Source organism: Luteimonas sp. e5 (assembly GCF_054031035.1).
Genome location: NZ_JBSTRX010000002.1, coordinates 703,042 through 729,198 on the forward strand (window position 1 = coordinate 703,042; position 26,157 = coordinate 729,198).

The 26,157-nt window shown below is 68.8% G+C and carries 26 protein-coding genes and 2 tRNA genes; 13 read left to right on the forward strand and 15 right to left on the reverse strand.

Going from position 1 to position 26,157, the window contains the following annotated elements; all coding sequences use genetic code 11:
* Positions 1-2: 2 nt before the first annotated feature.
* Positions 3-1,346, reverse strand: coding sequence for an exodeoxyribonuclease VII large subunit (gene xseA / locus ACW11F_RS08785; RefSeq protein WP_456996473.1), 1,344 nt, complete (start codon positions 1,344-1,346; stop codon positions 3-5).
* A 36-nt stretch (positions 1,347-1,382) separates the two neighbouring features.
* Between xseA and ispG the strand changes: the two genes are divergently transcribed.
* Positions 1,383-2,648: a flavodoxin-dependent (E)-4-hydroxy-3-methylbut-2-enyl-diphosphate synthase gene (gene ispG, locus ACW11F_RS08790; protein ID WP_456996474.1), complete on the forward strand. Its 1,266-nt coding sequence runs from the start codon at positions 1,383-1,385 to the stop codon at positions 2,646-2,648.
* Positions 2,611-3,342: a phosphatase PAP2 family protein gene (locus ACW11F_RS08795; protein WP_456996475.1), complete on the forward strand. Its 732-nt coding sequence runs from the start codon at positions 2,611-2,613 to the stop codon at positions 3,340-3,342. Before ispG ends, ACW11F_RS08795 begins: the two co-directional genes overlap by 38 nt.
* A gap of 18 nt (positions 3,343-3,360) precedes the next feature.
* Here the strand turns inward: ACW11F_RS08795 and ACW11F_RS08800 are convergent, their stop codons facing one another.
* The 11 genes from ACW11F_RS08800 to ACW11F_RS08850 form a co-directional block, all read right to left on the reverse strand.
* Positions 3,361-4,281, reverse strand: a complete 921-nt coding sequence (locus ACW11F_RS08800; RefSeq protein WP_456996588.1) for a DMT family transporter — start codon at positions 4,279-4,281, stop codon at positions 3,361-3,363.
* An 8-nt stretch (positions 4,282-4,289) separates the two neighbouring features.
* Positions 4,290-5,333 (reverse strand): UDP-N-acetylmuramate dehydrogenase, encoded by a 1,044-nt coding sequence (gene murB / locus ACW11F_RS08805; RefSeq protein ID WP_456996476.1) that lies wholly within the window; start codon positions 5,331-5,333, stop codon positions 4,290-4,292.
* Positions 5,330-6,388: a quinone-dependent dihydroorotate dehydrogenase gene (locus tag ACW11F_RS08810; RefSeq protein WP_456996477.1), complete on the reverse strand. Its 1,059-nt coding sequence runs from the start codon at positions 6,386-6,388 to the stop codon at positions 5,330-5,332. The genes murB and ACW11F_RS08810 overlap by 4 nt, the downstream gene beginning before the upstream one ends.
* Before the next feature lie 3 nt (positions 6,389-6,391).
* Positions 6,392-6,712, reverse strand: a complete 321-nt coding sequence (locus tag ACW11F_RS08815; protein ID WP_456996478.1) for a DUF4190 domain-containing protein — start codon at positions 6,710-6,712, stop codon at positions 6,392-6,394.
* 9 nt (positions 6,713-6,721) lie between these two features.
* Complete coding sequence (amaB, locus tag ACW11F_RS08820) at positions 6,722-8,257, reverse strand: L-piperidine-6-carboxylate dehydrogenase (RefSeq protein WP_456996479.1); 1,536 nt, start codon at positions 8,255-8,257, stop codon at positions 6,722-6,724.
* Between the two features lie 131 nt (positions 8,258-8,388).
* Positions 8,389-8,465: transfer RNA gene (locus tag ACW11F_RS08825), tRNA-Arg, on the reverse strand.
* 56 nt (positions 8,466-8,521) lie between these two features.
* Positions 8,522-9,334, reverse strand: coding sequence for a bifunctional hydroxymethylpyrimidine kinase/phosphomethylpyrimidine kinase (gene thiD / locus ACW11F_RS08830; protein WP_456996480.1), 813 nt, complete (start codon positions 9,332-9,334; stop codon positions 8,522-8,524).
* Entirely contained in the window at positions 9,324-11,072 is a 1,749-nt protein-coding gene (locus ACW11F_RS08835) for a SulP family inorganic anion transporter (RefSeq protein WP_456996481.1), read from the reverse strand. The genes thiD and ACW11F_RS08835 overlap by 11 nt, the downstream gene beginning before the upstream one ends.
* 106 nt (positions 11,073-11,178) lie before the next feature.
* On the reverse strand, positions 11,179-12,582 hold the full coding sequence (locus tag ACW11F_RS08840; RefSeq protein ID WP_456996482.1) for a PhoH family protein: 1,404 nt from the start codon (positions 12,580-12,582) through the stop codon (positions 11,179-11,181).
* 112 nt (positions 12,583-12,694) lie between these two features.
* On the reverse strand, positions 12,695-13,171 hold the full coding sequence (locus ACW11F_RS08845) for a peroxiredoxin (RefSeq protein WP_456996483.1): 477 nt from the start codon (positions 13,169-13,171) through the stop codon (positions 12,695-12,697).
* 8 nt (positions 13,172-13,179) lie between these two features.
* On the reverse strand, positions 13,180-13,740 hold the full coding sequence (locus tag ACW11F_RS08850; RefSeq protein ID WP_456996484.1) for a glycine cleavage system protein R: 561 nt from the start codon (positions 13,738-13,740) through the stop codon (positions 13,180-13,182).
* Positions 13,741-13,892: 152 nt separating this feature from the next.
* Here ACW11F_RS08850 and dapA point away from each other — a divergent pair, with 152 nt between their 5' ends.
* The gene (gene dapA / locus ACW11F_RS08855; RefSeq protein WP_456996485.1) at positions 13,893-14,801 is read left to right on the forward strand and encodes a 4-hydroxy-tetrahydrodipicolinate synthase; all 909 of its coding nucleotides are present in this window, start codon (positions 13,893-13,895) and stop codon (positions 14,799-14,801) included.
* A gap of 32 nt (positions 14,802-14,833) precedes the next feature.
* Positions 14,834-15,349 carry a hypothetical protein gene (locus ACW11F_RS08860; RefSeq protein WP_456996486.1) on the forward strand — a complete coding sequence of 172 codons (516 nt, stop codon included), beginning with the start codon at positions 14,834-14,836 and terminating at the stop codon, positions 15,347-15,349.
* Between the two features lie 73 nt (positions 15,350-15,422).
* Here ACW11F_RS08860 and fdxA read toward each other — a convergent pair whose 3' ends face one another.
* The gene (gene fdxA, locus ACW11F_RS08865) at positions 15,423-15,746 is read right to left on the reverse strand and encodes a ferredoxin FdxA (protein WP_456996487.1); all 324 of its coding nucleotides are present in this window, start codon (positions 15,744-15,746) and stop codon (positions 15,423-15,425) included.
* Between the two features lie 17 nt (positions 15,747-15,763).
* Positions 15,764-15,838: transfer RNA gene (locus ACW11F_RS08870), tRNA-Glu, on the reverse strand.
* Between the two features lie 71 nt (positions 15,839-15,909).
* Between ACW11F_RS08870 and pcnB the strand changes: the two genes are divergently transcribed.
* The 6 genes from pcnB to pgi all read left to right on the forward strand — a co-directional run bounded on the left by pcnB (position 15,910) and on the right by pgi (position 21,432).
* Complete coding sequence (gene pcnB, locus ACW11F_RS08875; protein WP_456996488.1) at positions 15,910-17,250, forward strand: polynucleotide adenylyltransferase PcnB; 1,341 nt, start codon at positions 15,910-15,912, stop codon at positions 17,248-17,250.
* Positions 17,247-17,750 carry a 2-amino-4-hydroxy-6-hydroxymethyldihydropteridine diphosphokinase gene (gene folK / locus ACW11F_RS08880; protein WP_456996489.1) on the forward strand — a complete coding sequence of 168 codons (504 nt, stop codon included), beginning with the start codon at positions 17,247-17,249 and terminating at the stop codon, positions 17,748-17,750. The genes pcnB and folK overlap by 4 nt, the downstream gene beginning before the upstream one ends.
* A 49-nt stretch (positions 17,751-17,799) precedes the next feature.
* Positions 17,800-18,609, forward strand: a complete 810-nt coding sequence (gene panB, locus ACW11F_RS08885; RefSeq protein ID WP_456996490.1) for a 3-methyl-2-oxobutanoate hydroxymethyltransferase — start codon at positions 17,800-17,802, stop codon at positions 18,607-18,609.
* A gap of 7 nt (positions 18,610-18,616) precedes the next feature.
* Positions 18,617-19,480 (forward strand): pantoate--beta-alanine ligase, encoded by an 864-nt coding sequence (panC, locus tag ACW11F_RS08890; protein WP_456996491.1) that lies wholly within the window; start codon positions 18,617-18,619, stop codon positions 19,478-19,480.
* A gap of 77 nt (positions 19,481-19,557) precedes the next feature.
* A complete protein-coding gene (panD, locus tag ACW11F_RS08895) occupies positions 19,558-19,938 on the forward strand; it encodes an aspartate 1-decarboxylase (RefSeq protein WP_456996492.1) in 381 nt (126 codons plus the stop codon).
* 3 nt (positions 19,939-19,941) lie between these two features.
* Complete coding sequence (gene pgi, locus ACW11F_RS08900; RefSeq protein WP_456996493.1) at positions 19,942-21,432, forward strand: glucose-6-phosphate isomerase; 1,491 nt, start codon at positions 19,942-19,944, stop codon at positions 21,430-21,432.
* Between the two features lie 3 nt (positions 21,433-21,435).
* Here pgi and queG read toward each other — a convergent pair whose 3' ends face one another.
* The gene (gene queG, locus ACW11F_RS08905) at positions 21,436-22,497 is read right to left on the reverse strand and encodes a tRNA epoxyqueuosine(34) reductase QueG (RefSeq protein ID WP_456996495.1); all 1,062 of its coding nucleotides are present in this window, start codon (positions 22,495-22,497) and stop codon (positions 21,436-21,438) included.
* Positions 22,498-22,519: 22 nt separating this feature from the next.
* Between queG and ACW11F_RS08910 the strand changes: the two genes are divergently transcribed.
* The 3 genes from ACW11F_RS08910 to ACW11F_RS08920 all read left to right on the forward strand — a co-directional run bounded on the left by ACW11F_RS08910 (position 22,520) and on the right by ACW11F_RS08920 (position 26,047).
* Positions 22,520-23,995, forward strand: coding sequence for an NAD(P)H-hydrate dehydratase (locus ACW11F_RS08910; protein ID WP_456996496.1), 1,476 nt, complete (start codon positions 22,520-22,522; stop codon positions 23,993-23,995).
* Entirely contained in the window at positions 23,992-24,492 is a 501-nt protein-coding gene (tsaE, locus tag ACW11F_RS08915; protein ID WP_456996497.1) for a tRNA (adenosine(37)-N6)-threonylcarbamoyltransferase complex ATPase subunit type 1 TsaE, read from the forward strand. Before ACW11F_RS08910 ends, tsaE begins: the two co-directional genes overlap by 4 nt.
* A 121-nt stretch (positions 24,493-24,613) precedes the next feature.
* Positions 24,614-26,047, forward strand: coding sequence for an N-acetylmuramoyl-L-alanine amidase (locus ACW11F_RS08920; RefSeq protein WP_456996498.1), 1,434 nt, complete (start codon positions 24,614-24,616; stop codon positions 26,045-26,047).
* Positions 26,048-26,157 lie beyond the last annotated feature (110 nt).

Sequence of the window (26,157 nt, forward strand, 5' to 3'; positions counted from 1 at the left end):
CTTCAGTCTTCGCCGGCCTCGACGCGCAGCCGCAGTTCGCCATCGGCGAGCCGCGCGGAGAGTGCATCGCCGGGCGCGGCATCGTCCACCCGGCGCACCACCCGGCCATCGGCATGGCGCAGGATGGCGTAGCCGCGCGCGACGGTGGCCAGCGGGCTGACCGCCTCCAATGCACGCGCCAGCCCGGTCAGGCGCTGCTGCTGCCAGCGCAGTCGTGCCAGAACCAGTGCCTGCGGACGGTCTTGCAGGCTGCGCAGGCGCTGCGCGAGCGCATCCAGCCGCTGCCGCGGTGCATGCATGCGCAGGCCGAGGCCGGCCTGCCGGGTACGCGCCAGCGCGGTCTGCAACTGCCGTGCCAGCGCGGCATCCAGCCGTTGCCGTGCCTGCTGCTGGCGGCTGCGCAGCATGGCCAGGCGCGCCTGCGGGCGCTGTGCACGCAGGCGCAGCTGGGCACGATCCAGACGCTGCATGGCATTGCGCAGGCGGTGCTGTTGCTGGCTCGCCAGGCGTTGCTGCAGGCGCTGCAGGCGCTGGCTCAGGGCGATGCGCTCGGGCGCGATCAGTTCGGCCGCGGCCGAGGGCGTCGGCGCGCGCAGGTCGGCGGCGAAATCGCTCAGGGAAAAATCGCTTTCATGTCCGATCGCGCTGACCACCGGCACCGGCGAGGCTGCGATCGCGCGCGCCAGCTGTTCGTCATTGAATGCCCACAGGTCTTCCAGCGAGCCACCGCCGCGGGCCAGCAGCAACAGATCGTAGCGGCCGCTGCTGATCGCGCGCGAGAGCATGCCGCGGATCTGCGGCGGGGCGGTGCTGCCCTGAACCGGCACCGGCAGCACTTCGACCTCCAGCAGCGGAAAGCGCCGCGCCAGCACCGAGAGCACGTCATGCACCGCGGCGCCGCCGGGGGAGGTGATGAGGCCGAGGCGGCGCGGGAAGGCGGGCAAGGGCAGTTTGCGCGCGGCATCGAACAGGCCTTCGGCCTGCAGCCGCGCCTTGAGTTCCTCGAACGCGCGGCGCAGCGCGCCTTCGCCGGCCTCTTCCATGTGTTCGAGCACCAGCTGGTACTCGCCACGCGCCTCGTACAGCGTCAGCCGCCCGCGCGCGAGCACGCGCATGCCCTCGCGCGGCACGAACTTGAGCCAGCCCGATTTCGGCTTGAACATCGCCGCACGCACCTGGGCGCGGGCGTCCTTGAGGGTCAGATACAGGTGGCCGGAGGCAGGCCGCGCCACCTGGCCCAGCTCGCCCTCGATCCAGACCAGCGGGAAGGCGTCTTCCAGCAGGTTGCGCGCCAGCGTGTTGAGCTGGCTCGGGCTGAGGATGGTGTCGGGCGGGGTCTGCGCCATCGCGGCAGGATACGCGAGGCTCCCTATAATCCGCACATGGAAGCCGATCCCGCCCGCCCCGACATCGCCGATTTCGGCCCCGCCCCGCGCCACGCCACCCGCGCGGTGGACATCGGCGGCGTGCGCGTGGGCGGCGACGCGCCGATCGTGGTGCAGTCGATGACCAATACCGACACCGCCGACGTGCAGGGCACGGTGCGGCAGGTGGCCGAGCTGTGGCGCGCGGGCTCGGAGCTGGTGCGGGTCACGGTGAACAATGCCGAATCCGCGGCCGCGGTGCCGCGCATCGTCGAGAAGCTGGCGATGATGGGCATCGAGGTGCCGCTGATCGGCGATTTCCACTACAACGGACATACCCTGCTGGCGAACGAGCCGGCCTGTGCCGAAGCGCTGGCGAAGTACCGCATCAATCCCGGCAACGTCGGTTTCGGCAAGAAGCGCGACAGCCAGTTCGCGCAACTGATCGAGTTCGCCATGCGCCACGGCAAGCCGGTGCGCATCGGCGCCAATTGGGGCTCGCTCGACCAGTCGCTGGCGGCGGCGTTGATGGACGAGAACGCGCGCCGCGCCGAGCCCTGGGACGCCGCTCGCGTGCTGCGCGAAGCGCTGATCCGCTCGGCGCTGGATTCGGCGCAGCGTGCGGTCGAACTGGGTCTGCCCGCCGACCACATCGTGCTCAGTGCCAAGGTCAGCGGGGTGCAGGAATTGATCGCGGTGTACCGCGACCTCGCCCGGCGCAGCGACTTCGCCCTGCATCTGGGCCTGACCGAAGCGGGCATCGGCAGCAAGGGCATCGTCGCCTCCAGCGCCGCGCTCGCGGTGCTGCTGCAGGAAGGCATCGGCGACACCATCCGCATCTCGCTCACGCCCGAGCCGGGGCAGTCGCGCACCGCCGAGGTCGTGGTGGCCCAGGAACTGCTGCAGACGATGGGCCTGCGCGCGTTCACCCCGATGGTCACCGCCTGCCCGGGTTGCGGACGCACCACCAGCGAGTTCTTCCAGGAACTGGCCGGGGTGGTGCAGGCGCATGTGCGCGAGAAGATGCCGGAATGGAAGATCAAGCATCCCGGCGCGGAGAACATGACATTGGCGGTGATGGGCTGCATCGTCAACGGGCCGGGCGAATCGCGCCATGCCGACATCGGCATCTCGCTGCCGGGCACCGGCGAAGCGCCGGCGGCGCCGGTGTTCGTCGATGGCGAGAAGGCCGTGACCCTGCGCGGCGACAACATTGCCGCCGAGTTCATCGAGCTGATCGATGCCTATGTCGAGCGACGTTACACCGCCCACGCCGCCGACTGATCCGCTGGCGCTGCCGCGCGAAGGCCTGCGCTATGGCGCACACGCCTTGCGCCGGCATGGCCTGCGCCTTGCGCTGCTGTTTGCCGCGCTGCTGCTGCCGCTGTGGTTGTTCGGCGAGCTGGCCGAGGAAGTGCATGAAGGCGAGGCGTTCTTCTTCGACCTGCCGTTGCTGGCCTGGTTCGAGGCGCATCGCAGCCCGTTGCTGGACACGGTCTTCGTGTTCTTCACCCACCTTGGCTACGGCTGGGGCGTGGTGCCGTTCGACATCCTGCTGGTGTTGGTGCTGGCTGCGCGGCGACGCTGGCGCGAGGGTCTGTTCGCCGGTCTTGCACTGGCCGGTTCGGGCCTGCTCAACGTCGCCGCCAAGCATCACTACGGCCGGCCGCGGCCTTCGCTTTGGGAATGGCTGACCACGGCCGACGGCTACAGCTTTCCCAGCGGGCACGCAATGGGCTCGATGACCCTTGCCGCGGTGCTGGTGCTGCTGGCCTGGCGCACCCGTTGGCGCGTGCCGGTGCTGGCCTCGATGCTGGTGCTGGTGCCGATGGTCGGCGCCTCGCGGGTCTATCTCGGCGTGCATTACCCGAGTGACATCCTCGCCGGCTGGAGTGCGGCGCTGGCATGGGTGGTCGGCGTGTACCTGCTGCTGTTCGGCCTGCGCCATCGGCCGTGGCGTGGGCGCATCGGCGGATAGCGTTACCGCACACCGGCCTCAACTGCCCGATGGCACCGCCTCGCTGGGTGCCTGGGTGGCCTTGCGCCGTGCCAGTCGCGCCTCACGGTGCGCGATGTAGCCATTGGCGCCGAGGATGATGCCGGCGCCGAACACGGTCCAGCGGTCGATGCCTTCGCCAAACAGCCACCAGCCCATCAGCGCGACGAACGGCAGCTGCACGAAACTGATCGGGGTCAGCGCGGAAACGTCACCGAGCTTGAGCGCGCGCGTCCACAGCAACTGGCCGAGGGTGCCGAACAGGCCGGTCAGTATCAGCCAGGTCCAGATCAGTCCGTCCTGTGGCCAGCGCCATACCAGGATCGCCGGCAGCAACGACATCGGGGTCCAGAACACGTAGGTCCAGAACACGATCGCGTTGGCGCCATCCACCCGCGCCAGCTGCTTGATCTGGATCGCCACCAGCGCGCTCATCACCGCACCGGCCACCGCCACCAGCAGCGCCGGGGAGAACGCGTGTGACCACGGACGCACGATCAGCAGCACGCCGAGGAAGCCGATCAGCACCGCCAGCCAGCGGCGCACGCGCACCTTCTCGCCGAGCATCAGCACGGCGAAGATGGTGACGAAGATCGGCGAGGAATACGACAGCGCGATGGCCTGCCCGAGCGGCAGATGCGCCAGAGACCAGAACATGCAGAACATGCCGATCAGGCCGATCAGGCAGCGCAGGAAATAGCGCGGCAGCTGCGTGGTGTGCACCGCCTCGCGCATCGCCGCCATCGGCCGCGGCGCGCGCAGCGTGGGGCCGAGCAGCAGCGGCAGCAGGAACAGCAGGCCGAGCGAATTGCGGAAGAAGGCGATTTCCCAGGTGTCCACCGCATGCGAGGCGAGGCGGATGGTCAGCGCCATCACGCCGAAGCTCAACGTGCTGGCCAGCATCAGCAGGGCGGCGCGCAGGCTGCGGCTCACCAGTCGGCACCGATCAGGCGGGGTTCGGGCTCGATGCACACGCCGAAGCGCTGCTGCACGCTGGCGGCGACCTCGCGTGCCAGTGCCAGCAGTTGCGCACCGCTGGCGCGGCCATGGTTGACCAGCACCAGCGCGTGTCCGGGCGCGATGCCGGCATCGCCCTGGCGCCGGCCTTTCCAGCCGCATTGTTCGATCAGCCACGCCGCCGACAGCTTGCGCAGCTGCGGGTCCGCGGCGGGGTACAGCGGCAGCGCGGGATGCTCGGCACGCAGCGCCTCGGCCTTGGCCAGCGGCACCAGCGGGTTCTTGAAGAAGCTGCCGGCATTGGGCAGCTGCGCCGGGTCGGGCAACTTGCGCTGGCGCAGGCGGATCACTGCTGCGGCGACATCACGCGGGCCCGGCGTGGTCACGCCCATCTGTTCCAGCTCGCTGCCGATGCCGGCATAGTCCAGCTTCAGCCGTGGCGTGCTGCCAAGGCGGAACTCGACGCGCAGCACGGCATGTCGTTGCGGATCGTGCTTGAACGCGCTGTCGCGATAGGAGAAGCCGCATTCGCGATGGCTCCACCAGCGCGTCTGGCCGCGCTGGCGGTCATGCACTTCGACCCGTTCGATCAGGTCCATCACCTCGACGCCATAGGCGCCGATGTTCTGGATCGGCGCGGCGCCGACGCTGCCGGGAATCAGCGCGAGGTTTTCCAGTCCGCAGCCGCCGATCGCCAGCGAATGCATCACCAGTTCGTGCCAGACCATGCCGGCGGCGACGCGCAGGCGCAGGCTGCCATCGGCTTCGCGCGTGCAGTCGATGCGGCGGTCGCTCACCTGCACCGCGCAATCGATCTCCTCGGCCACCAGCAGCAGGTTGCTGCCGGCACCGATCAGCAAGGCGTCATCGCCGGCCCGTGCCAGTGCTTGCGGCAGCTGATCGACATCCGACACCTGCAACAGGCGGCGCGCATGCGCGGGCAGGGCGAAGGTATTGGGCAGCGCGGCGTGCGAGTGTTCGCGGATCGTGCCGGCGGGCGCCGTGTGCTGGCTCATGGGGTGCGGCGGGCACCGCTGCTGGGGGCTTCCTTGCGCCGGCGGATCGCCTCCACGCACTCGCCGACCAGACGCGGGCCGCGATAGATCAGCCCGCTGTAGAGCTGCACCAGTTGCGCGCCAGCCGCGGTCTTGGCCACCGCGTCGGCACCGGAGAGGATGCCGCCCACGCCGATCAACGGCAGCGAATCGGGCAGGCGTGTGCGCAGGCGGCGCAGGGTGGCGGTGGAGCGGCCAAGCAGCGGTGCGCCCGACAGGCCGCCGGCTTCGCCGGCCAATGGATGTCCGCTGATCGTCGCACGGCTGATGGTGGTATTGGTCGCGACCACGCCGTCCACGCCGAGATCGTCCAGCACCCGGCTGGCGGCGTCGATGTCATCGTCGGACAGGTCAGGCGCCACCTTGACCAGCAACGGCACGCGCTTGCCATGGCGCGCAGCCAGGCGTTCCTGCCCTTCGCGCAGCGCGCCGATCAGCGCACGCAACTGCTGTTCTTCCTGCAGCTCGCGCAGGCCCGCGGTATTGGGCGAGGAAATGTTGACGGTGACGTAATCGGCCAGCGCATAGACCCGTTCCAGGCAGGTCAGGTAGTCGCTGGCGGCCTCGGCATTGGGGGTGTCCTTGTTCTTGCCGATGTTGATGCCGAGGATGCCGGGGCGGTGCTTCAATGCCTCGACGTTGCGCACCAACGCATCCACGCCGTCATTGTTGAAGCCCATCCGGTTGATGATGGCGCGCTGGTCAGGCAGGCGGAACAGCCGCGGCGCGGGATTGCCCGGCTGCGGGCGCGGGGTGACGGTACCGACCTCGATGAAGCCGAAACCGAGCGCGAACAGGCCTTCGATGTGATCGCCGTTCTTGTCCAGGCCCGCGGCCAGCCCGACCGGGTTGGGGAACTCGAGTCCGAGCAGGCGGGTGGGGAAGGGTGCCGGCCGCTTTGGCAGCAGCAGCCGGCCGATGCCACTGGCGGCGGCGATATCGCCCCAGCGCAGGGCGAGCGCATGCGCACGCTCGGGGTCGATGCGGAACAGCCAGGGGCGCAGCGCGGCGTACATCGCTCAGTATCGGGAAAAACCGAACCAGGCCAGGCCGCCAAGGAACAGGAAGATGACCAGCAGCGCAAGCACGACGAAGCCGATCTGCAACCAGCCCAGCACCAGTCCGATCACCGCCATGGTGTCGCCTTCCAGCTGCTGTGGTTGCTTGCGGATTTCACTGCGCGCCATGTGCCCGCACACGATCGCGACCACGGAACCGACCAACGGCAGTGCAAGCCAGCTGAGCAAGCCGCTGATCAGGCTGACCACCGCCAGCGCGCTGGTCTGGCGCGCTGGCGGTTGGCCGGGGGCCTGCAGCGGGGGCGGCAGTTGTGCGCTCACCGGTGCACCTCAGAGATCGAACTTGATGCCCTGCGCCAGCGGCAGCTCATCGGAGTAGTTGATGGTATTGGTCTGCCGGCGCATGTAGGTACGCCACGCATCCGAGCCGGACTCGCGACCACCGCCGGTTTCCTTCTCGCCACCGAAGGCGCCACCGATTTCCGCGCCCGAGGTGCCGATGTTGACGTTGGCGATGCCGCAGTCCGAGCCCCAGGCGGCGAGGAACTGCTCGGCCTGCTTGAGGTTGGTGGTGAAGATCGACGAGGACAGGCCCTGCGGCACGCCGTTCTGCATGTCGATGGCGTCGTCCAGGTCGGAATACTTCATCACGTAGAGGATCGGAGCGAAGGTTTCGGTCTGCACCACCTCGGCGTCATTGTCCAGGCCGGTGACGATGGCCGGCTTGACGAAGAAGCCCTTGCCCTCGATCGCTTCGCCACCGATTTCGATCGTGCCACCCGCCTCGCGCGCCTTGGCGATGGTGTCGGTGAACGCCTTCACCGCATCGGCCGAGTTGAGCGGGCCGACCAGATTGGCCGGGTTGGTCGGATCGCCGATCTTGCCTTCCACCTGGCGGTAGGCCGCGACCAGCTTCTCCAGCACCTCGTCATACACCGACTCGTGCACGATCAGGCGGCGGGTGGTGGTGCAGCGCTGGCCGCAGGTGCCGACCGCGCCGAACACGATCGCCGGGATCGCCAGCTTCAGGTCGGCGGTTTCATCGACGATGATCGCGTTGTTGCCACCCAGTTCCAGCAGCGAGCGGCCCATGCGCCGCGCCACGCGCTCGCCGACCAGACGACCGACGCGGGTCGAACCGGTGAAGCTGACCAGTGCCACGCGCTTGTCGTCGACGAAATCCTGCGCCAGCTCGGTGCCGGCATCGTTGAACAGGAAGAAGATGTCGGGGAAACCGGCATCCTTCAGCGCCTCGTTGCAGATCTTCATGCTGGCGATCGCCGACAGAGGCGTTTTCGGCGAAGGCTTCCACACCGTGATGTTGCCGCAGACCGCGGCGATGAAGCTGTTCCAGGCCCACACCGCGACCGGGAAGTTGAACGCCGAGATCACGCCGACGATGCCCAGCGGGTGCCACTGCTCGTACATGCGGTGGCCGGGACGCTCGCTGTGCATGGTCAGGCCGTACAGCTGCCGCGACAGGCCGACGGCGAAATCGCCGATGTCGATCATTTCCTGCACTTCGCCGTCACCCTCGGGCTTGGACTTGCCCATTTCCAGCGCGACCAGCGAACCCAGCGCGTCCTTGTGCCGGCGCAGCGCGTCGGCGCACAGGCGGATCGCCTCGCCGCGGCGCGGCGCGGGCGTCTTGCGCCACACCTTGAACGCCTCGCGGGCACGATCCATGATCGTTTCGTAGTCCTCGCGGCTGGAGGCATGCACCTGGCCCAGCACCTCGGCGGTGGTCGGATTGACCGGTTCCAGCACGCCGGCGTTGGTCGTCTTCGACCACTCGCCGTTGCCGAGGTAGCTGCCGGATTCGGTGGCGGAAAGACCAAGCTTGGAAAGAACGGGATGCAGGGACATGTGGGACTCCAGAGGGCGAGAAACGAGAAACGAGAAGTGAGGAGTGAGGAGTGAGGAGTGAGAGCAAAGCGGAGGGGTGCGAGGCGGTCGGCCTCTCGCTCCTCACTCCTCGTCTCTCACTTCTGCTCTTCTGGCGACCCCGGCACGATTCGAACGTGCGACCTTCCCCTTAGGAGGGGGATGCTCTATCCAGCTGAGCTACGGGGCCGAATCCGTTCGATTATCGCATGCGCCCGCGACACGGGCGACCGCGCCAGGGCAGCCTCAGGCCCCGCGCATGGCGCCGAAATGGTCGAGCACGTGCATGCCGGCCATGCCGGGACGATAGCCCAGCTGCAGGGCTCGGGCGACGTATTCGCTGGCCAGGCGTGCCGCACGGCGCGGGGGTTCCCCCAGCGCCAGGCGCGCGGCGATGGCCGCGGCCAGCGTGCAGCCGGTGCCATGGCCCTCGATGTCGAGCCGTGCGTGGACGAACTCGTCGCGGCCTTCCGCATCCAGCCAGCGGTCGTGCACCAGTGCGCCTTCGTCCAGATGCCCGCCCTTGAGCAGCACCGTCTGCGCGCCCAGCGCGCGCAATTCGTGCAATGCGGCCTCGGCATCGGCCGCGTTCCCGATGCGGCGTCCGAGCAGCCATTCGGCTTCCGGGATGTTGGGGGTGAGCACCGTCGCCATCGGCAGCAGCCGCTCGCGCAGGATCTTGTGGGCGTCCTCGTCGAGCAGCCTGGCACCCGAGGTCGCCACCATCACCGGATCCAGCACCACGTGTGCAGGTTGGTGCGCTTGCAGTGACGCGGCCACCGCCTCGACCACGTCGGCGTTGGCCAGCATGCCGAGCTTGACCGCGACGATGTTGAAATCGGCGAAGCAGGTATCCACCTGCGCGCGGATGAAGGTCATCGGCGGCACGTGCATCGCCTTCACCCCTTGGGTGTTCTGCGCGGTCAGCGCGGCCAGTACGGTCAGCCCGTGCACGCCATGCGCAGCGAAGGTCTTGAGGTCGGCCTGGATGCCGGCGCCACCGCCGGAATCGGAGCCGGCGATGGTGAGGACGCAGGGGGGGCGTTGATCAGTGGTCATCGAGGGAAGAATCGCAGGTGGCCAGTGGGGACAGGGTTTCGGCAAGGTCCAGGGCCGCATCGTAGCCCGGCACGAAGTGCAGGCCGTGGCCATCGCCACCAAAGCGCATTCCGGCCAGGGTGCGCCGCGCCTGCGGCTGCAGGCCGCTGATCACCAGATGGATGCCGCGTTCGCAGGCGCGCTGGTACAGGCCCTGCAGCGCATGCGCGCCGCTGGCGTCGATGATCGGCACCTGTGCCATGCGCAGGATCAGCACCCGCGGTGCCACATCGCCCGCCTTGTCGGCAGGCACGATCCTGCGCGGCGGCGTGTCCAGCAGCGCGTCGATGCGCCCGGAAGCGCCGAAGAACAGCGGGCCGACGACGCGGAACACCTCCACGCCCGGCGGCAGGCGCAGGCGCTCGGAAATGTCCTCGGCTTCCAGCTCGGCTTCGCTGGGCGTCGCGCCGGCAAGCTTCACGTCGGTGCTGACTTCCACCACCGCGGCCATGCGCACCATGAACACCAGCGCGGCGATGACCACGCCGACCTGGATGGCGAAGGTCAGATCGACGAACACGGTCAGCGCGAAAGTCGCCAGCAGCACCGCGCGGTCGCCATAGGGCGCCCCGAGCGTGCGGCGGAAGGCGCGTTGCTCGCTCATGCCCCAGGCCACCATCACCAGCACTGCGGCCAGCGCCGGCAGCGGCACGAAGCGGGCCAGTCCGGACAGCGCCAGCATGAACACCAGGATGAAAACCGCATGCAGCACGCCGGACATGGGCGAATAGGCACCGGCACGGATGTTGGTGGCGGTGCGTGCGATCGCGCCGGTGGCTGGCAGCCCGGCAAACAGCGCCGAGCCGGCATTGGCCACGCCCTGCGCCACCAGTTCGGTATTCGGCCGGTGCCGGCCACCGCCCATGTTGTCGGCGACGGTGGCCGAGAGCAAGGATTCGATGCCGGCAAGGAAGGCGATGGTCATCGCCGAGGGGATCAGCTCCGGCACCCGCGCCAGATCGATCGTCGGCAGACTCGGCATCGGCAGGTGGCTGGCGATGCTGCCGAAGCGCGAGCCGATGGTATCGACCGGCAATTGCAGCACGCCGACCAGCAGCGAGGCGGCGACCACCACGATCAGATAGGCCGGTGCCTTCGGTGCCCAGCGGCGCAGCGCGGCAATCACCGCGATGCAGCCGATGGCAATCGCCGGTGCCCACGGATTGAAGCTGGCAAGGTTCTGCCACAAGGTGCGCAGCATCGGCAGGAACTCGGCCGGCACCTTTTCCACCTGCAGGCCCAGCAGATCCTTCAACTGGCTGCTGAAGATGATCACCGCGATGCCGCTGGTGAAGCCGATGATCAACGGCTGCGGCATGAAGCGCATCCAGCCGCCGATGCGCAGCGCGCCGGCCAGCACCAGCAGCACGCCGGCCATCAGCGTGGCCAGCACCAACCCGTCGAAGCCGTGGCTGACCACCACCGCGTAGACCACCGGGATGAACGCGCCGGTCGGTCCGCCGACCTGGAAGCGCGAGCCGCCCAGCGCGGAAATCAGGAAGCCGGCGATGACCGCGGTGACCAGGCCCTTGTCCGGCGAAGTGCCGCTGGCAATCGCCAGCGCCATCGCCAGCGGGAAGGCGACGATGGCCACGGTCAGCCCGGCCACCGCATCGCGGCGCAGGTCCGCCAGCCGGTAGCCCTCGCGCAGCATGCTGAGCAGCTTGGGCGCGAACACCGCTTCGCGTTGCCGGTTCATGCTGCCGGCCCAGCCATTGGCGACAGTGCCGCATGCAGTCGCGGACCGGCGACGACGCCCGGGCGTCGTGCCACCGGTTTCAGCGGGCAGGCATGCAGCGGTCCATTCACAGCACGTCGGAAGCGTAATCCGCCAGCCGCGAGCGCTCGCCGCGACGCAGGGTGACATGCGCCGAATGCGCCCAGTGCTTGAAGCGGTCCACCGCGTAGGTCAGGCCGGAAGTGGTTTCGGTGAGATAGGGCGTGTCGATCTGCTCGACGTTGCCCAGGCACACGATCTTGGTGCCGGGGCCGGCGCGGGTGATCAGCGTCTTCATTTGCTTGGGCGTCAGGTTCTGCGCCTCGTCGATGATCAGCCAACGCGAGAGGAAGGTGCGCCCGCGCATGAAGTTGAGCGCACGGATCTTGATGCGGCTGGCGAGCAGGTCGTTGGTGGCCTGCTGCTCCCAGCTGCCGCCCTTGCCGCTGTTGGGCATCAACACTTCGAGGTTGTCGGTCAGCGCGCCCATCCACGGCGTCATCTTCTCTTCCTCGGTGCCGGGCAGGAAGCCGATGTCCTCGCCCACGCTGACCGTGGCGCGGGTCATGATGATCTCGCGATAGCGCTGCGCGTCCATGGTCTGCGCCAGCCCCGCCGCCAGGGTCAACAGGGTCTTGCCGGTGCCGGCGGTGCCGAGCAGGGTGACGAAGTCGATGTCCGGATCCATCAGCGCATTGAGCGCGAAGTTCTGCTCGCGGTTGCGCGCGGTGATGCCCCACACCGCATGCTGCTGGTTGCGGTAATCGTCGACGATCTGCAGCACCGCGCGTTCGCCATCCACCGACACCACGCGGAACTCGGTCTGTTCGTCGCCGGGGAGGTAGAGGAATTGATTGGGGTACCACTCGGCATCGGCATCGGGCACCACTTCGTAGTAGGTGCGTCCCTTGTCGGTCCACGATTTCAGCGCCTTGCCGCTGCGCTGCCAGAAATCCTCGGGCAGCGCGCTGGCCCCGGTGTAGAGCAGGTTGAAGTCATCCAGCGCGCGATCGTTCTCGTAATCCTCGCTGTGGATGCCGGCGATCGCCGCCTTGATCCGCAGGTTGATGTCCTTGGACACGAACACCACTTCGCGCCCGTCGCCGGCCGAGCGCAGGCCGAGGATCGCGGCGAGGATGTGGTTGTCCGGCATCACCGTGCCGAAACGCTCGCCGCCGCCGCCGAAATCCGTGGTCTGGAAGCGCAGCACACCGCTGGCGCCGACGCCGCGCAGCTGCAGGCCGCCGGGCGGGCGCAGCTGCAGGCCGGTGGCCAGCTTGTCCGCACCCTGTTCCTCGATCAATTCGTTGATGAAACGGCTGACCTGGCGCGCATTGCGTGCAGCCTCGCTGGTGCCCTTCTTGCCGTTGTCCAGCTCCTCGATCACCTGCATCGGCAGGTACACGTCGTGCTCGGCGAACTTGAACAGTGCGGTCGGGTCGTGCATCAGCACGTTGGTGTCGAGCACGTACAGGCGCTTGCCTTGGGTCATCGGGAGGTCCTTGACGTGGAATACCGGGAGCGCGGGGTGTCGCCCGCGCATGGCGGGGCGCCCGCCGCCGACGGGGCCGGGGACGGGCAGGCGGGATACTTCGCTGCGGGCTTCACTGCGTGCGCGCCGCCTGCAGTGCCTCGAGCACGGCCTGGGCATGCCCGGGCACCTTGACCTTGCGCCATTCCTGCACCACGCGGCCCTGCGGGTCGATCAGGAAGGTGCTGCGCTCGATGCCCTCGTATTCGCGGCCGTACAGCTTCTTCGGCTTGATCACGTCGAACGCGCGACAGAGGGTTTCGTCGGGGTCGCTGACCAGGTCGAAGCCGAAGCCCTGCTTGGCGATGAAGTTGGCATGCGTGCGCAGCGAGTCGCGCGAGACGCCGAGGATTTCCGCATCCAAGCGTTCGAAGTCTTCGACCAGTGCGGTGAAATCGCGGCCCTGGGTGGTGCAGCCGGGCGTGTGGTCCTTGGGGTAGAAATACAGCACGCGCCAGCGCCCGCCGGAATCGCCGAGCGTGGTGCTGGCGCCGCTGGCCAGTGCCAACGGCAGTTTCAGGGTGCTTGCGGGCAGTTTCTTGCCGGTCATCGCCATCCTCAGAACTTCATCGGGTCCATGATCGCGTCCAGGTTGAGGTGGTCGCAGAAATCGAGGAAATCATCGCGCAGGGCCGCGATGTGCATGTCCGCCGGCACCCCGATGGTGATCTGCGCGGTGAACATTTCGGCCCCGGTCTGCATCGCCTTGTAGCGTGAACTGTGCAGGTTTTCCACCGTGATGCCCTGCTGGTCGAAGAAGTCCGCGAGCTGGAACAGGATGCCGGGCTTGTCCGCGGCGACCACTTCGACGATGTAGGGGATCAGGTTGGATTGCAGCGGCTTGGGGCCGGTGCGGTAGTGCACGATGCGCAGTGATTCGTCGCGTGCGAGGCGGTCGATGGCGCCTTCGAGCTTGGCGATGGCGTCCCACGAGCCGGCCGCCAGCGCCGCCACCGAGACATCGCGGCCGACCGTGGTCAGGCGCGCATCGATCAGGTTGCAGCCGGAATCGGCGATGCGCCGGGTCACCGCCAGCAGGGGGGAGGCCGGGTGCGTGCTGTAGGCATTGATGAGCAGGTGATTTTCGTTCTGCGCCGGGCGCGGAGTGTGTTCGTTCAAGACAGCTTCCAGGGCCCTGGGGCCTGAACAGGAGCCGGCATGCGGCCGGCGAGCCCGTCCAGCATACTTGTCCGCCATTTCGGGCCGCAAGTAAGATGCCGCCGGCCGCATGCTGTTGATGCGCGGCCATCCACCCCCATCGCAGGCCCTGCTTGAACTCGACGCTCCTCGCCATTTCCGGTTGCATCACCGCCCTTGCCACGCCTTTCGACGCCGATGGCGCGGTGGACTTCGCCGCCTGGCGACAGTTGCTGGCCATGCAGCTGGAGGGCGGGGTGCAGGCGCTGGTGGTGGCCGGTTCGACCGGCGAGGCCGCCGCGCTGGGTGACGACGAGTACGAGGAATTGCTGCGCCAGGCGCTGGCCGTGGTCGCCGGACGGGTGCCGGTGCTGGCCGGCACCGGGCATTCGGCCACCGCGCGCACCATTGCGCAGACCCGCCGTGCCGCCGAACTGGGTGCGGATGCCGCGCTGGTGGTCACGCCACCCTACGTGCGCCCGACCCAGGCGGGGTTGATCGCGCATTACCGCGCGGTGGCCGCCGAGGGCGGCCTGCCGGTGCTGCTGTACAACGTGCCGACGCGTACCGGCTGCGACTTGCAGCCCGAAGCGGTGGCCGAGCTGGCCACGCAAGCCGGCATCATCGGCCTCAAGGAAGCGGTTGCCGATCCGGCGCGCATCGCCGCATTGGCCGCGTTGTCGCGGCCGGGTTTTGCCCTGCTGTCCGGTGACGATCCGAGTGCGCGCCGCGCCATGCAGGCCGGATTCGACGGCGTGGTCTCGGTGGCCTCGAACGTGGCGCCGCGCGCGCTGCGCCGGCTGTGCGACCTCGCCCGCGACCCGCGGCAGGCGGCGGCCGCCGAGGCGCTGGATGCACGCCTGCAGCCGCTGTTCGAGTTCCTCGGCTGCGAACCCAATCCGATCCCGGTCAAGGCCCTGCTGCGGCAGGCCGGGATCGGCCATGGCCTGCGTCTGCCATTGACCGCGCTTTCGCCAATGGCACAAACACGCCTGCAGGTGGCTGCAGCCGTTATCCTTGAGCTTGAAAACGAATGCCATTGACCGATGGCCCCATGCCCATCCAGGAGTTCCCCATGTCCCTCGCATCCCCCGGCCGTGCCGTCCTGCTCGCCAGCCTCGCCGCCACGCTCGCCCTGACTTCGGGCTGCAGCTGGTTCCGCAAGGACACCGCTGCCTACAAGTTGAGTGGCGAAGCGCGTCCGCTGGAGGTGCCGCCGGATCTGCAGCAACCGGACACCAGCGGCGCGATGAACCTGCCGCCCAGCGGCGGCGTCAGTGCGTCCAGCATGGCGCGCCCGGCAGCGGCCGCTTCGCCGACCAGCTTCCGCGTGCCCGGCGCCCAGCGCGACGAAGTGTTCGCCCGCCTTGGCGAGGCGCTGGAAGCGGTTGAGGGTCTGACCATCGCCAGTCGTGCCAACCTGCTCGGCACCTATGACGTCAGCTATGGCGGCAGCAATTTCCTGGTGCGCAGCGTGCAGGTCACCGATGGCGTGACCGTGGCGGCGGTCGATCCGCGCGGCCTGGCCGCCACCGGTGAGGCGGCCAGCAGCCTGATCGCCCAGCTCAAGGTGGCACTCGGCGGCCAGTAAGCCGGCGAGCGTTGCCGGCATGCAATGCAAACGGGCGCCGCATGGCGCCCGTCGTGTATCACGGTGATGTAGCTCAGCGCTCGAGGTAGGGCAGCTTGTTCGGCTTGCCGTCCCACTCCTCGGCCTCGGGCAGCGGATCCTTGCGCGTGGTGATTACCGGCCACTCGGCGCTGAGTTCGGCATTGAGCGCGATGAAATGCTCCTGGCCGGCCGGCACGTCATCCTCGGGATAGATCGCGTTGGCCGGACACTCGGGCTCGCACAAGGTGCAGTCGATGCACTCGACCGGATCGATCACCAGGAAGTTCGGCCCTTCGTGGAAACAATCCACCGGGCAGACCTCGACGCAGTCGGTGTATTTGCATTTGATGCAGTTGTCGGTGACGACGAAGGGCATGGCAACCTTGCTCGGAATGGCGCTCCCTACGGGAATCGAACCCGTGTTTCAGCCTTGAGAGGGCCGCGTCCTGACCGCTAGACGAAGGGAGCGCGTGTCGCATGAATACGATGCGCCGGATAGTATAAGCGGGTTTCATCTTCCTGCAGAGCCTCGCGGCTGAATGACTTCCGATCCCGATTGCCCCACCCATGTGCCGCGCAAGATCCCGCGTGACGCCCATCCGGTGTCGCGCAAGGACATCAGTCCGAACGCGGTGCGGGTCCTGTACCGACTGCGTGAAGCGGGCTACCAGGCGTGCCTCGTCGGCGGTGCGGTGCGCGACCTGCTGATCGGGGTCGTGCCCAAGGATTTCGACGTCGCCACCGACGCCACGCCCGAGGAGGTCAAGGCGCTGTTCCGCAATTGCCGCCTGATCGGCCGCCGCTTCCGCCTGGCGCATGTGGTGTTCGGGCGCGAGATCATCGAAGTGGCGACCTTCCGCGCCAACGGCGGCGATGACGAAGGTGATCGCGAGATCCACGACGATGGCCGCGTGCTGCGCGACAACATCTACGGCAGCATCGAGGAAGACGCACTGCGCCGCGACTTCACCGCCAATGCGCTGTATTACGACATCGCGGATTTTTCCATCCACGATTTTGCCGGCGGCTTCGATGACATCAAGGCGCGCCTGCTGCGTCTGATCGGCCAGCCAGAAGCGCGTTATCGCGAGGATCCGGTGCGCATGCTGCGCGCGGTGCGGCTGGCGGCCAAGCTCGATTTCGCCATCGAGCCGACCACCGCCGAGCCGATCCCGCGTCTGGCCGGCCTGCTGGCCGAGGCGGCGCCGGCGCGTCTGTTCGAGGAGTGCCTCAAGCTGTTCCTGTCCGGGCATGCAGTGGCCAGTTTCGAGGGACTGGAGCGCCACGGCCTGCTGCCGGTGCTGTTGCCGGAAGCGGCGGCCGCACTCAAGGCCAACCGTGGCGGTGCATTGCGCCGCATGCTGCTGGCAGGACTGGCCTCGACCGATGCCCGTGTCGCCACCGGCGAGCCGGTATCGCCGGCCTTCCTGTTTGCCTTGCTGCTGTGGCCGGCTTACTGCCGCGAACTGATGCGCCTGCAGGGGCAGGGCATGCAGGCGGCCGAAGCACAGCGTCGTGCCGCCGACCGGGTCACCCTCAACCAGACCCGGGTGATCGCGCTGCCGCGCCGATTCTCCATCCCGATGCAGGAAATCTGGCTGTTGCAGCCGCGTTTTGGCCAGCGCAAGCGGGTCGCGCGATTCATTGCCCATCCGCGCTTCCGTGCGGCCTTCGACTTCCTGCAACTGCGCCAGCACGCCTCGGACGAGCATGCCGCCGACATCGCCTTCTGGCGTGGCCAGCAGGGCGTGCCGGAGACGCCCGACCGAGTGGCCGCGGATGACGACAATCCCGACCGGATCGCGGCGGAGGAAGCACGCCAGGCCGCCAGTCGCCGGCGACCGCGTCGCCGCCGTGCGTCGCGTCCCGCGGCGACATGAGCGCGCGGGCCTACGTCGGCCTCGGCGGCAACGTGGGCGATGTGCCGGCGACCTTGCGCGCGGCGCTGGCGGCATTGGATGCGCTGCCCGGGACACGGCTGGCGGCGGTTTCCGGTTTCTACCGCAGCGCCCCGGTGGGCGGCATCGCGCAGGACGACTTCGTCAACGCGGTGGCCGCGCTCGACACCACGCTGCCGCCGACGGAACTGCTGCAGGCGTTGTTCGCGATCGAGCGCGCACATGGCCGTGATCGCCGCCGCGAACGGCGCTGGGGGCCGCGCACGCTCGACCTCGATCTGCTGCTGCACGGCGATGCGGTGATCGAGACGGACGGCCTGACCCTGCCGCATCCGCGCATGGCGCAGCGCGCCTTCGTGCTGCGGCCGTTGGCCGAGATCGCGCCCGAGGCGTGCATCCCGGGCATCGGTGATGTCACTGGCTTGCTAGAGGCGCTGGGCGAGGAACAACGGCTGGAACGGCTGCCCGACACGGTGCGTTGAACCGCCACGGCTACAATCGCGGAACCTTTCGCCGCCGGCCCCGATCCGCATGAGCGCTCCCAAACCCGTCACCGTTCCCGAACTGGCCGCACTGCGCGATGCCGGCCACAAGCTGAGCATGCTGACCTGCTACGACGCCGGTTTCGCCCGCACCCTGGATACGGCCGGCATCGACCTGATCCTGATCGGTGATTCGCTGGGCATGGTGGTGCAGGGCGGCAATTCGACCCTGGCGGTGACGGTGGATGACATCGCCTACCACACCCGCTGCGTGGCGGCGGTGACGCGACGTGCGCTGATCGTCGCCGACATGCCGTTCCAGGCCGATGCCACGCCCGAGCGCGCGCTGCAGGCGGCCACCCGCTTCCTGCAGGCCGGCGCCGGCATGGTCAAGCTGGAGGGCGCCGGGCACAAGCTCGAGAGCATGCGCTTCCTGGTCGAGCGCGAGATCCCGGTCTGCGCGCACCTGGGCCTGACCCCGCAGTCGGTGCTGCGCTTCGGTGGCTTCAAGGTACAGGGCCGCGGCGATGCGGCGGCCGAGCGGCTGCGTGCCGAAGCGCGCGAGGTGGCCGAGGCCGGCGCCAGCCTGCTGGTGCTCGAGGCGGTGCCCTCGGCGCTGGCGGCGGAGATCACCGCGGCCTCACCGATCCCCACCATCGGCATCGGCGCCGGCGTGGACTGTGACGGCCAGGTGCTGGTGCTGCACGACATGCTCGGGCTGGACAGCGGCCATCGCCGGCCGCGCTTCGTGCGCGATTTCCTCGCCGATGGCGGCTCGGTCGCCGGTGCGGTGGAAGCGTTCATCGCCGCGGTGCGCGAAGGCAGTTTCCCCGGACCCGAACACGGCTATCAGGCCTGAGCGCGCAATGCTGACCATCGACCAGTTGCCGGCACTGCGCGAGCAGATCGCGTCCTGGCGACGCGCCGGCGAGGGCGTGGTGCTGGTGCCGACCATGGGCAATCTGCATGCCGGCCACTACTCGCTGGTCGAATTGGCGCGGCGGCATGGCGAGCGCGTGGTGGCGAGCGTGTTCGTCAATCCCACCCAGTTCGGCCCGAACGAGGATTTCGACCGCTATCCGCGCACGCCCGAGGCCGACGCCGCGGGCCTCGCCGCCGCCGGCTGCGACCTGCTGTGGTTGCCGGACGTGGACAGCATGTATCCACTGGGGCTTGGCAACAGCGTGCAGGTGCGCGTGCCGGGCATTACCGAAGTGCTCGATGGCGCGCATCGGCCCGGGCATTTCGACGGCGTGGCCACGGTGGTGGCGCGCCTGTTCAACCAGGTGCAGCCGCAGGCCGCGGTATTCGGTCGCAAGGACTATCAGCAGCTCGCGGTGATCCGCCATCTGGTGCAGGACCTGGCATTCCCGATCCGCATCATCGGCGCGCCGACCAGGCGCGAGGCCGATGGCCTTGCCCTGAGCTCGCGCAACCAGTACCTGTCCGCCGCCGAGCGCGCCCTCGCGCCGCGCATCCACCACGTGCTGCAGGCGATGCGCGATGACATGCTCGCCGGCAAGCCGCGCATCGAGGTCGAGCGTGATGCGATGCGTGAATTGAGCGAAGCGGGCTTCCGCCCCGATTACGCGGTGGTGCGCACCGCGGCACTGGCCGAGCCCGAGGCCGGGCAGCGCGGCGAGCACGTCGCCCTGATCGCCGCGCGCCTGGGTGAGACACGCTTGATCGACAACCTCGAATTCGCGCTTCCCGCCGGCATCGGCGGCTGAACGGATCGCGTCGATTGTTGCGACGCGCCATGGCACTGCCTACACTGCGCGCAGATATGCCGGCCCGGAGCCGCCCCATGTTGCTGACCCTGCTCAAAGCCAAGATCCACCGCGCCTCGGTGACCCATGCCGAGTTGCATTACGAGGGTTCCTGCGCCATCGACAGCCGCCTGCTGGAGATCGCCGGCATCCACGAGAACGAGCGCGTGGAAATCTACAACATCAACAATGGCGAGCGTTTCGCCACCTACGCGATCCGTGCTGAGGCCGGCAGCGGCATCATCTCGGTCAATGGCGCGGCCGCGCACAAGGCGACACCGGGCGATCTGGTGATCATCTGCGCCTACGGCCAGTGCGATGCCGCCGAAGCGGCGAAGCACAAGCCGACGCTGGTCTACGTCGATCGCGACAACCGCCTGACCCATACCAACGAGTCGATTCCCGCCCAGGCCGCCTGAGGCATGTTCACGCGCCTGGACGAGCACGCGGCGCGACTGGCGGAGGTCCCGCTGGCACGGTTGCTGGCAGAAGATCCGGCGCGTGCCGGTGACTTCGCGCTGCGGGTCGGTCCGCTGTATGCCAACTTCGCCCGTCAGCGCTACGACCGCGAGGCGCTTGGCGCATTGTTCGAGTTCGCGCGCGACGCAGACTTCCCGGATGCCCTGCGCCGCCTCGCCGATGGCGAAGCCGTCAATCCGAGCGAAGGCCGCGCCGCGCTGCATACCGCACTGCGAGGCGAGGCATCCGCCACCGCGGAGGCCACGGCGGCGCACGCGATGGCGAACGAGGCCTTGCAGCGCATGCAGCAGTTGGTGCAGGCGATCCATGATGATCCGAGTATCCATGACGTGGTCAGCGTCGGCATCGGCGGCTCGGACCTTGGCCCGCGACTGGTGGTGGATGCCTTGCGCATCGCAAAACCGCGGTTGTGCGTGCACTTCGTGTCGAATGTCGATGCCACCGCGATCACCCGCTGCCTGGATCAGCTTGATCCCGCGCACACCGCGGGCATCGTCATCTCCAAGAGCTTCGGCACCCGGGAAACCCTGCTCAACGGTGCCATCCTGCGCGATTGGCTGGGCGATGATGCGCGCCTGCATGCGGTCACCGCGCGTGTCGATGCCGCCGAGTCCTTCGGCATCGCCAAGCAGCGCATCCTGCCGATGTGGGATTGGGTCGGCGGACGCTACTCGCTGTGGTCGACGGTGGGCTTTCCGATCGCGCTGGCGCTTGGCATGCCGGCCTTCCGGCAACTGCTGGCTGGCGCGGCAGCGTTCGACCGTCATGTACTGAGCGCCGAGCCGGAGCACAATCTTGCCTGCTGGCATGCGCTGACCGCGCTGTGGAACCGCAACGGCCTGCAGGCGGCGAGCCAGGCGGTGCTGCCCTATGACCAGCGCCTCGCGCTGCTGCCGGCCTACCTGCAGCAGCTGGTGATGGAAAGTCTGGGCAAGCGGGTGCAGGCGGATGGCCGTCCGGTGCAGCGCGACACGGCGCCGGTATGGTGGGGCGGGGCCGGCTCTGACTGCCAGCACAGCTACTTCCAGGCGCTGCATCAGGGCACCCAGGTGGTGCCGGCCGAGTTCATCGGCGTGCTGCGGCCCGATCATGCGCATGCCGGCAACCATGCCGAATTGCTGGCCAGTCTGTTGGCGCAGGCCGAGGCGCTGGCCAATGGCGAGGACAATGACGACCCGCACCGCGCCTACCCCGGAGGTCGGCCAAGCAGCCTGATCCTGCTCGATGCACTGAGCCCGCAAGCACTGGGCCATCTGCTCGCGATGTACGAGCACAGCGTCTATCTGCAGGCGGTGGCTTGGGGCATCAACGCCTTCGACCAGTTCGGCGTGGAGCTGGGCAAACGCCTGGCCGAGCGCCTGTTGCCGGCCCTGCGCGGCGAGGTACAGGCCGAGGATGCGGTGACCCGCGAGCTGCTGCGCCAGTTGCGCTGAGGCTCAATCGACGCCGTGGCGGGCCAGTGCCCAGGCCACGTGCTCGCGCACCAGTTCCGACGGATGCGCGGCGCGCCGGCGCAACGCGGCGATCACCTCGGGCGAAGTCGGCGCATTGCCCAGTGCCACCGCGATGTTGCGCAGCCAGCGCAGATGGCCGCTGCGGCGGATCGCCGAGCCTTCGGTGCGGCGCAGGAATTCGTCCTCGTCCCAGGCGAACAGTTCGACCAGGCTGGCACTGTCGAGTGAATTGCGCGGCGCGAAATCGTCTTCGTGCGAATGCTGCGCAAACTTGTTCCACGGGCATACCAGCTGGCAATCGTCGCAGCCGAAGATGCGGTTGCCGATCGGCGCGCGCAATTCTTCCGGGATTGACCCTTCGTGTTCGATGGTGAGGTAGCTGATGCAGCGCCGCGCATCGAGCCGGTAGGGCGCGACGATGGCCCGGGTCGGGCAGATGTCGATGCAGCGCCGGCAGGTGCCGCAATGGTTGCGCGCCGGCTGCGCCGCGGGCAAGGGCAGGTCGAGGAAGATCTCGCCGAGGAAGAACCAGGAGCCGCCGTCCTTGTCGATCAGGCAGGTGTGCTTGCCGATCCAGCCCAGGCCTGCGTTGCGTGCCAGCGCACGCTCCAGCACCGGGGCCGAATCGACGAACACGCGGTAGCCGAATTCGCCGATGCGCGCGGCGATGCGTTCGGCCAGATACTGCAGGCGGCGACGCATCAGGCGGTGGTAATCGCGACCCAGCGCATAGCGCGCGACGTAGGCGCGATGTCCGTCGGCCAGGGTCGCCCAGGCCTCGTCGTGGTCGCGGCCATAGTCCAGGCCGACCGAGATCACCGACAGCGTGCCCGGAAGCAGCTCATCGGGTCGGCTGCGCTTGTCGCCGTGGGCCGCCATCCAGTGCATGTCGCCATGCAGGCCCTCGGCCAGCCAGCTGCGCAGGTGGGCTTCGTCCTCGTCCAGTTCGATCCCGCTGACGCCGAAGCGGGTGAACCCGAGGCGCGCCGCATCCTCGCGAATCTGCGCGAGCATGGCAGCGCTATCGAGCTCGGGGGCAGGCATGCGCGAAGTATAGAATCGACGCATGACTGGCCCCAGCGCGCTGTATGCCACCGACCGGATGCGCGAGATCGAAGCGCGTGCACAGGCACTGCCGGGCATCGACGAAGGCGAGTTGATGCGCCGCGCCGGGCAGGCGGCATGGCGCTGCCTGCTGAGGCACTGGCCCGAGGCGCAGCGCATCGTCGTCCTGTGCGGGCCCGGCAACAACGGCGGAGACGGCTGGGTGCTGGCCCGCCATGCGCAGGAATCCGGGCGCCGGGTGCAGGTGCTGTATCCACCCTCGTTGCCGCCGGCCTCGCCCTTGGCGCAACGCATGGCGGCCGAATACCGCGCCAGCGGCGGCGCGGCGTCGGCGTTCGACGGCCGTCTCCCGGCAGCGGACGTGATCGTCGATGCGCTGTTCGGCCTCGGCCTTGCGCGCGCGCCGCAAGGCGAGGTGGCGGCCATGATCAAAGCAGCGAATACCGCACCTGCCGCGGTGCTCGCCATCGACCTGCCAAGCGGGGTCGATGGCGAGCGTGGATCGGTGCCGGGCGTCGCCATCCATGCCAGCCACAGCGTGCAGTTCATCGCCGCACACCCGGGTCTGGTCACCGGTGCCGGCGTCGATCATGCCGGGGCGTTGAGCCTGGCCACGCTCGACCTGCCGGCCTCGGTATTCGCCGACGTGCCGCCGTTGGCCGAGGTGCAGGCGAGGCCACGGCTGCCCGCGCGCCGGCGCGATTCGCACAAGGGTCGCTTTGGGCATCTGCTGGTGGTCGGTGGCGATGCCGGCATGGGCGGTGCGCTGGTGCTGGCGGCGGAAGCGGCGTTGCGCAGTGGCTGTGGCGTGCTCACCGCCGCCACCCGCGCGGCGCATGTGCCGGTGGTGTTGGCGCGCCGTCCCGAAGCGATGGTGCAGGCGGTGGAAGATGCCGATGGATTGAGCGCGTTGCTGGCGCCAGCCGATGCGCTGGTGCTCGGGCCGGGGCTGGGCCGCAGTGCATGGTCGCAGGCGCTGTTCGCTGTTGCCATCGATTGGCCGCAGCCGCGGGTGATCGATGCGGATGCGCTGAACCTGCTCGCCGAGGCGCCCCGTGCATGCCCAAGCGCGGTGCTGACCCCGCATCCGGGCGAGGCCGCGCGTCTGCTGGGTTGCGATGTCGCCAGTGTGCAAGCCGATCGCTGGGCGGCCGCGCATGCACTGGCCGAGCGTTACGCGTGTGCGGTGGTGCTCAAGGGCGCGGGCAGCCTGATCGCCGCGCCGGGCGAGCGCACCCGTGTGGTGACGCTGGGCAATCCGGGCATGGCCAGTGCGGGCATGGGCGATGCGCTGGCAGGCGTGATCGGCGCGCGTCTGGCGCAGGGCGATGCGCCGTTCGTCGCCGCCTGCCATGGCGCGTGGCTGCATGCACGCGCCGGCGATCTTGCCGCCGGCGACGGCGAGGCGGGAATGCTGGCCAGCGACCTCATCGCCCGATTGCGTCAGGCCAGCCGGGAATGCACCCTCGACGCATGAACAGCGAATGGTTGCTGGCCGATCCCGCCGCCACCGATGCACTCGCGCGTCGGTTCGCCGCCTGCGCACCCGCGGCGGCGGTGCTGCATCTGCAGGGCGACCTGGGCGCCGGCAAGTCGAGCTTCGCCCGCGCGTTGCTGCGTGCGCTGGGGGTGGAGGGGCCGATCCGCAGCCCGACCTACACGCTGGTCGAGCGTTATGCGCTGCCCGGGGGTGACGAGGCGCTGCACCTGGACCTGTATCGGATCGGCGATCCGGGCGAGCTGGAGTATTTCGGCATCGAGCCGGACCTCGCCGCGCTGTGGCTGGTGGAGTGGCCCGAACGCGGTGCGGGCGGCAGCCTGCCCGCGGTCGATGTGCACATCGAGCTCGCCATCGAAGGCGAAGGCAGACGCCTGTGCGCACGGGCCGCCAGCGCGACCGGTCGTGCCTGGCTGGAGCGGGTGATGGCCGGCGAAGTGGCCGGCCCGGCCGGTTTGTCATTCTCGAAAAGCTGAGAGGAAGTTAACCGAAGCATCGGATTTTCAAGGGAAAAGACTTGATCTTGACTCCTTGCAATGCTTGAATCGGGCCATGCGTGCGCGGGGACTCCGATTCGAGCAAGTTCTGCTGGGGCTGATGCTCCTGTTCGCCATCGCGTGGAATCTGGCCGAGGCCCGCGAGGTGCGCTCGGTGGAACTGCGCTCCGGAGCCACCGGCACCCGCGCCGAGGTCGCGCTGGACAGCCGCGCCGAATATCGCCTGATCACGCTGAAGAATCCCGATCGGCTGGTGCTCGACGTGCTCGATACCGGCCTCTCGCCGCAGGTGCGCCTGCCCGCCGGTGGCGGCGTGGTCAGCGCGGTGCGCAGCGGCAAGCCCGAGCCGGGCATCACCCGCATCGTGTTCGATCTGGCGGCGCCGGTGGTGGCGATCGGCCCCAACCTGGAATGGCGCGATGGTCATGCAGTGCTGATCCTTGAATGGCCTGGCGATGGCATTTCCGCGGTGGTCGCGCACAGCCAAGCGGCACCACGCGCAACGCCGGACCAGGCGGGCAACGCAGTATCCCCGCTTCCCGCCGGCACCTTGACCACGGTTTCGGCAGCGCCGGGCACGGGCACGGTGCCGGCATCCCCGCCAGCGGCGGCGACGCCTGCGGCCGAACCCGCGCCGATGCCGTCCTCGCCCGCGCGCCTGCCGCAGGTGGTGGCGCGGCCCGCGGTGACGCCGCAGCCCACCCGCGCCGAACCCGCACCGCCGGCTGCCACGCCCGCGCCCGTTCGCAGCCTGAGCCAGATGAGCAGCGGCGCGCTGCGCCCGATCGTGGTCGCGATCGATGCCGGGCACGGCGGCCAGGACCCGGGGGCGGTCGGCCTCAATGGCACCCGCGAGAAGGACATCACCCTGGCGGTGGCGCGTGAACTGGCGCGCCAGGTCGATGCCATGCCGGGGCTCAAGGCCTATCTGACCCGCGACGCCGACTTCTTCATCCCGTTGGCCGAGCGTTACCAGCGCGCGCGGCGTGCCAATGCCGACGTGTTCGTGTCGATCCATGCCGATGCCGCCGAGAACCGCAATGCGCGCGGCTCCTCGGTCTACGTGCTGTCCACGCGTGGCGCCACCTCGCAGGCGGCGCGCTGGCTGGCCGACCGCGAAAACGCCGCCGACCTGGTGGGCGGGGTGCGTTTGAAGAACCGGGAAAACACCCTGGCCTCGGTACTGCTCGATCTGTCGCAAAGCGCCACCCAGCGCGCTTCCGAGCGCATCGCCAACGAAGTGCTGGGCGGCCTGCGCCGGGTCGGCAAGACGCACAAGAGCCAGATCGAGAAAGCCAACTTCGTCGTGCTGCGCTCGCCGGACGTACCCTCGATGCTGGTCGAAACCGCCTTCATCAGCAATCCCGAGGAAGAGCAGCGGCTGAAGGATCCGAACTTCCAGCGCCAGCTCGCGCGTGCGGTACTGGATGGCATCCATACCCATTTCACCCGCATGCCGCCCCCGGGTACCCACTACGCGGCGTGGCGCGAAGCGCAGGGTGGCGGCAGCAGCACCACGACCGCGTCGCGCTGAAACCGGATCGGCCCGGGCCACGTAGAATCGCGGTTCCCCCACGAACCGTGATTCGAGCCGCCCAGTGATCCCTGCCCGCATCCGCCCCTTGCCCGAACACCTCGCCAACC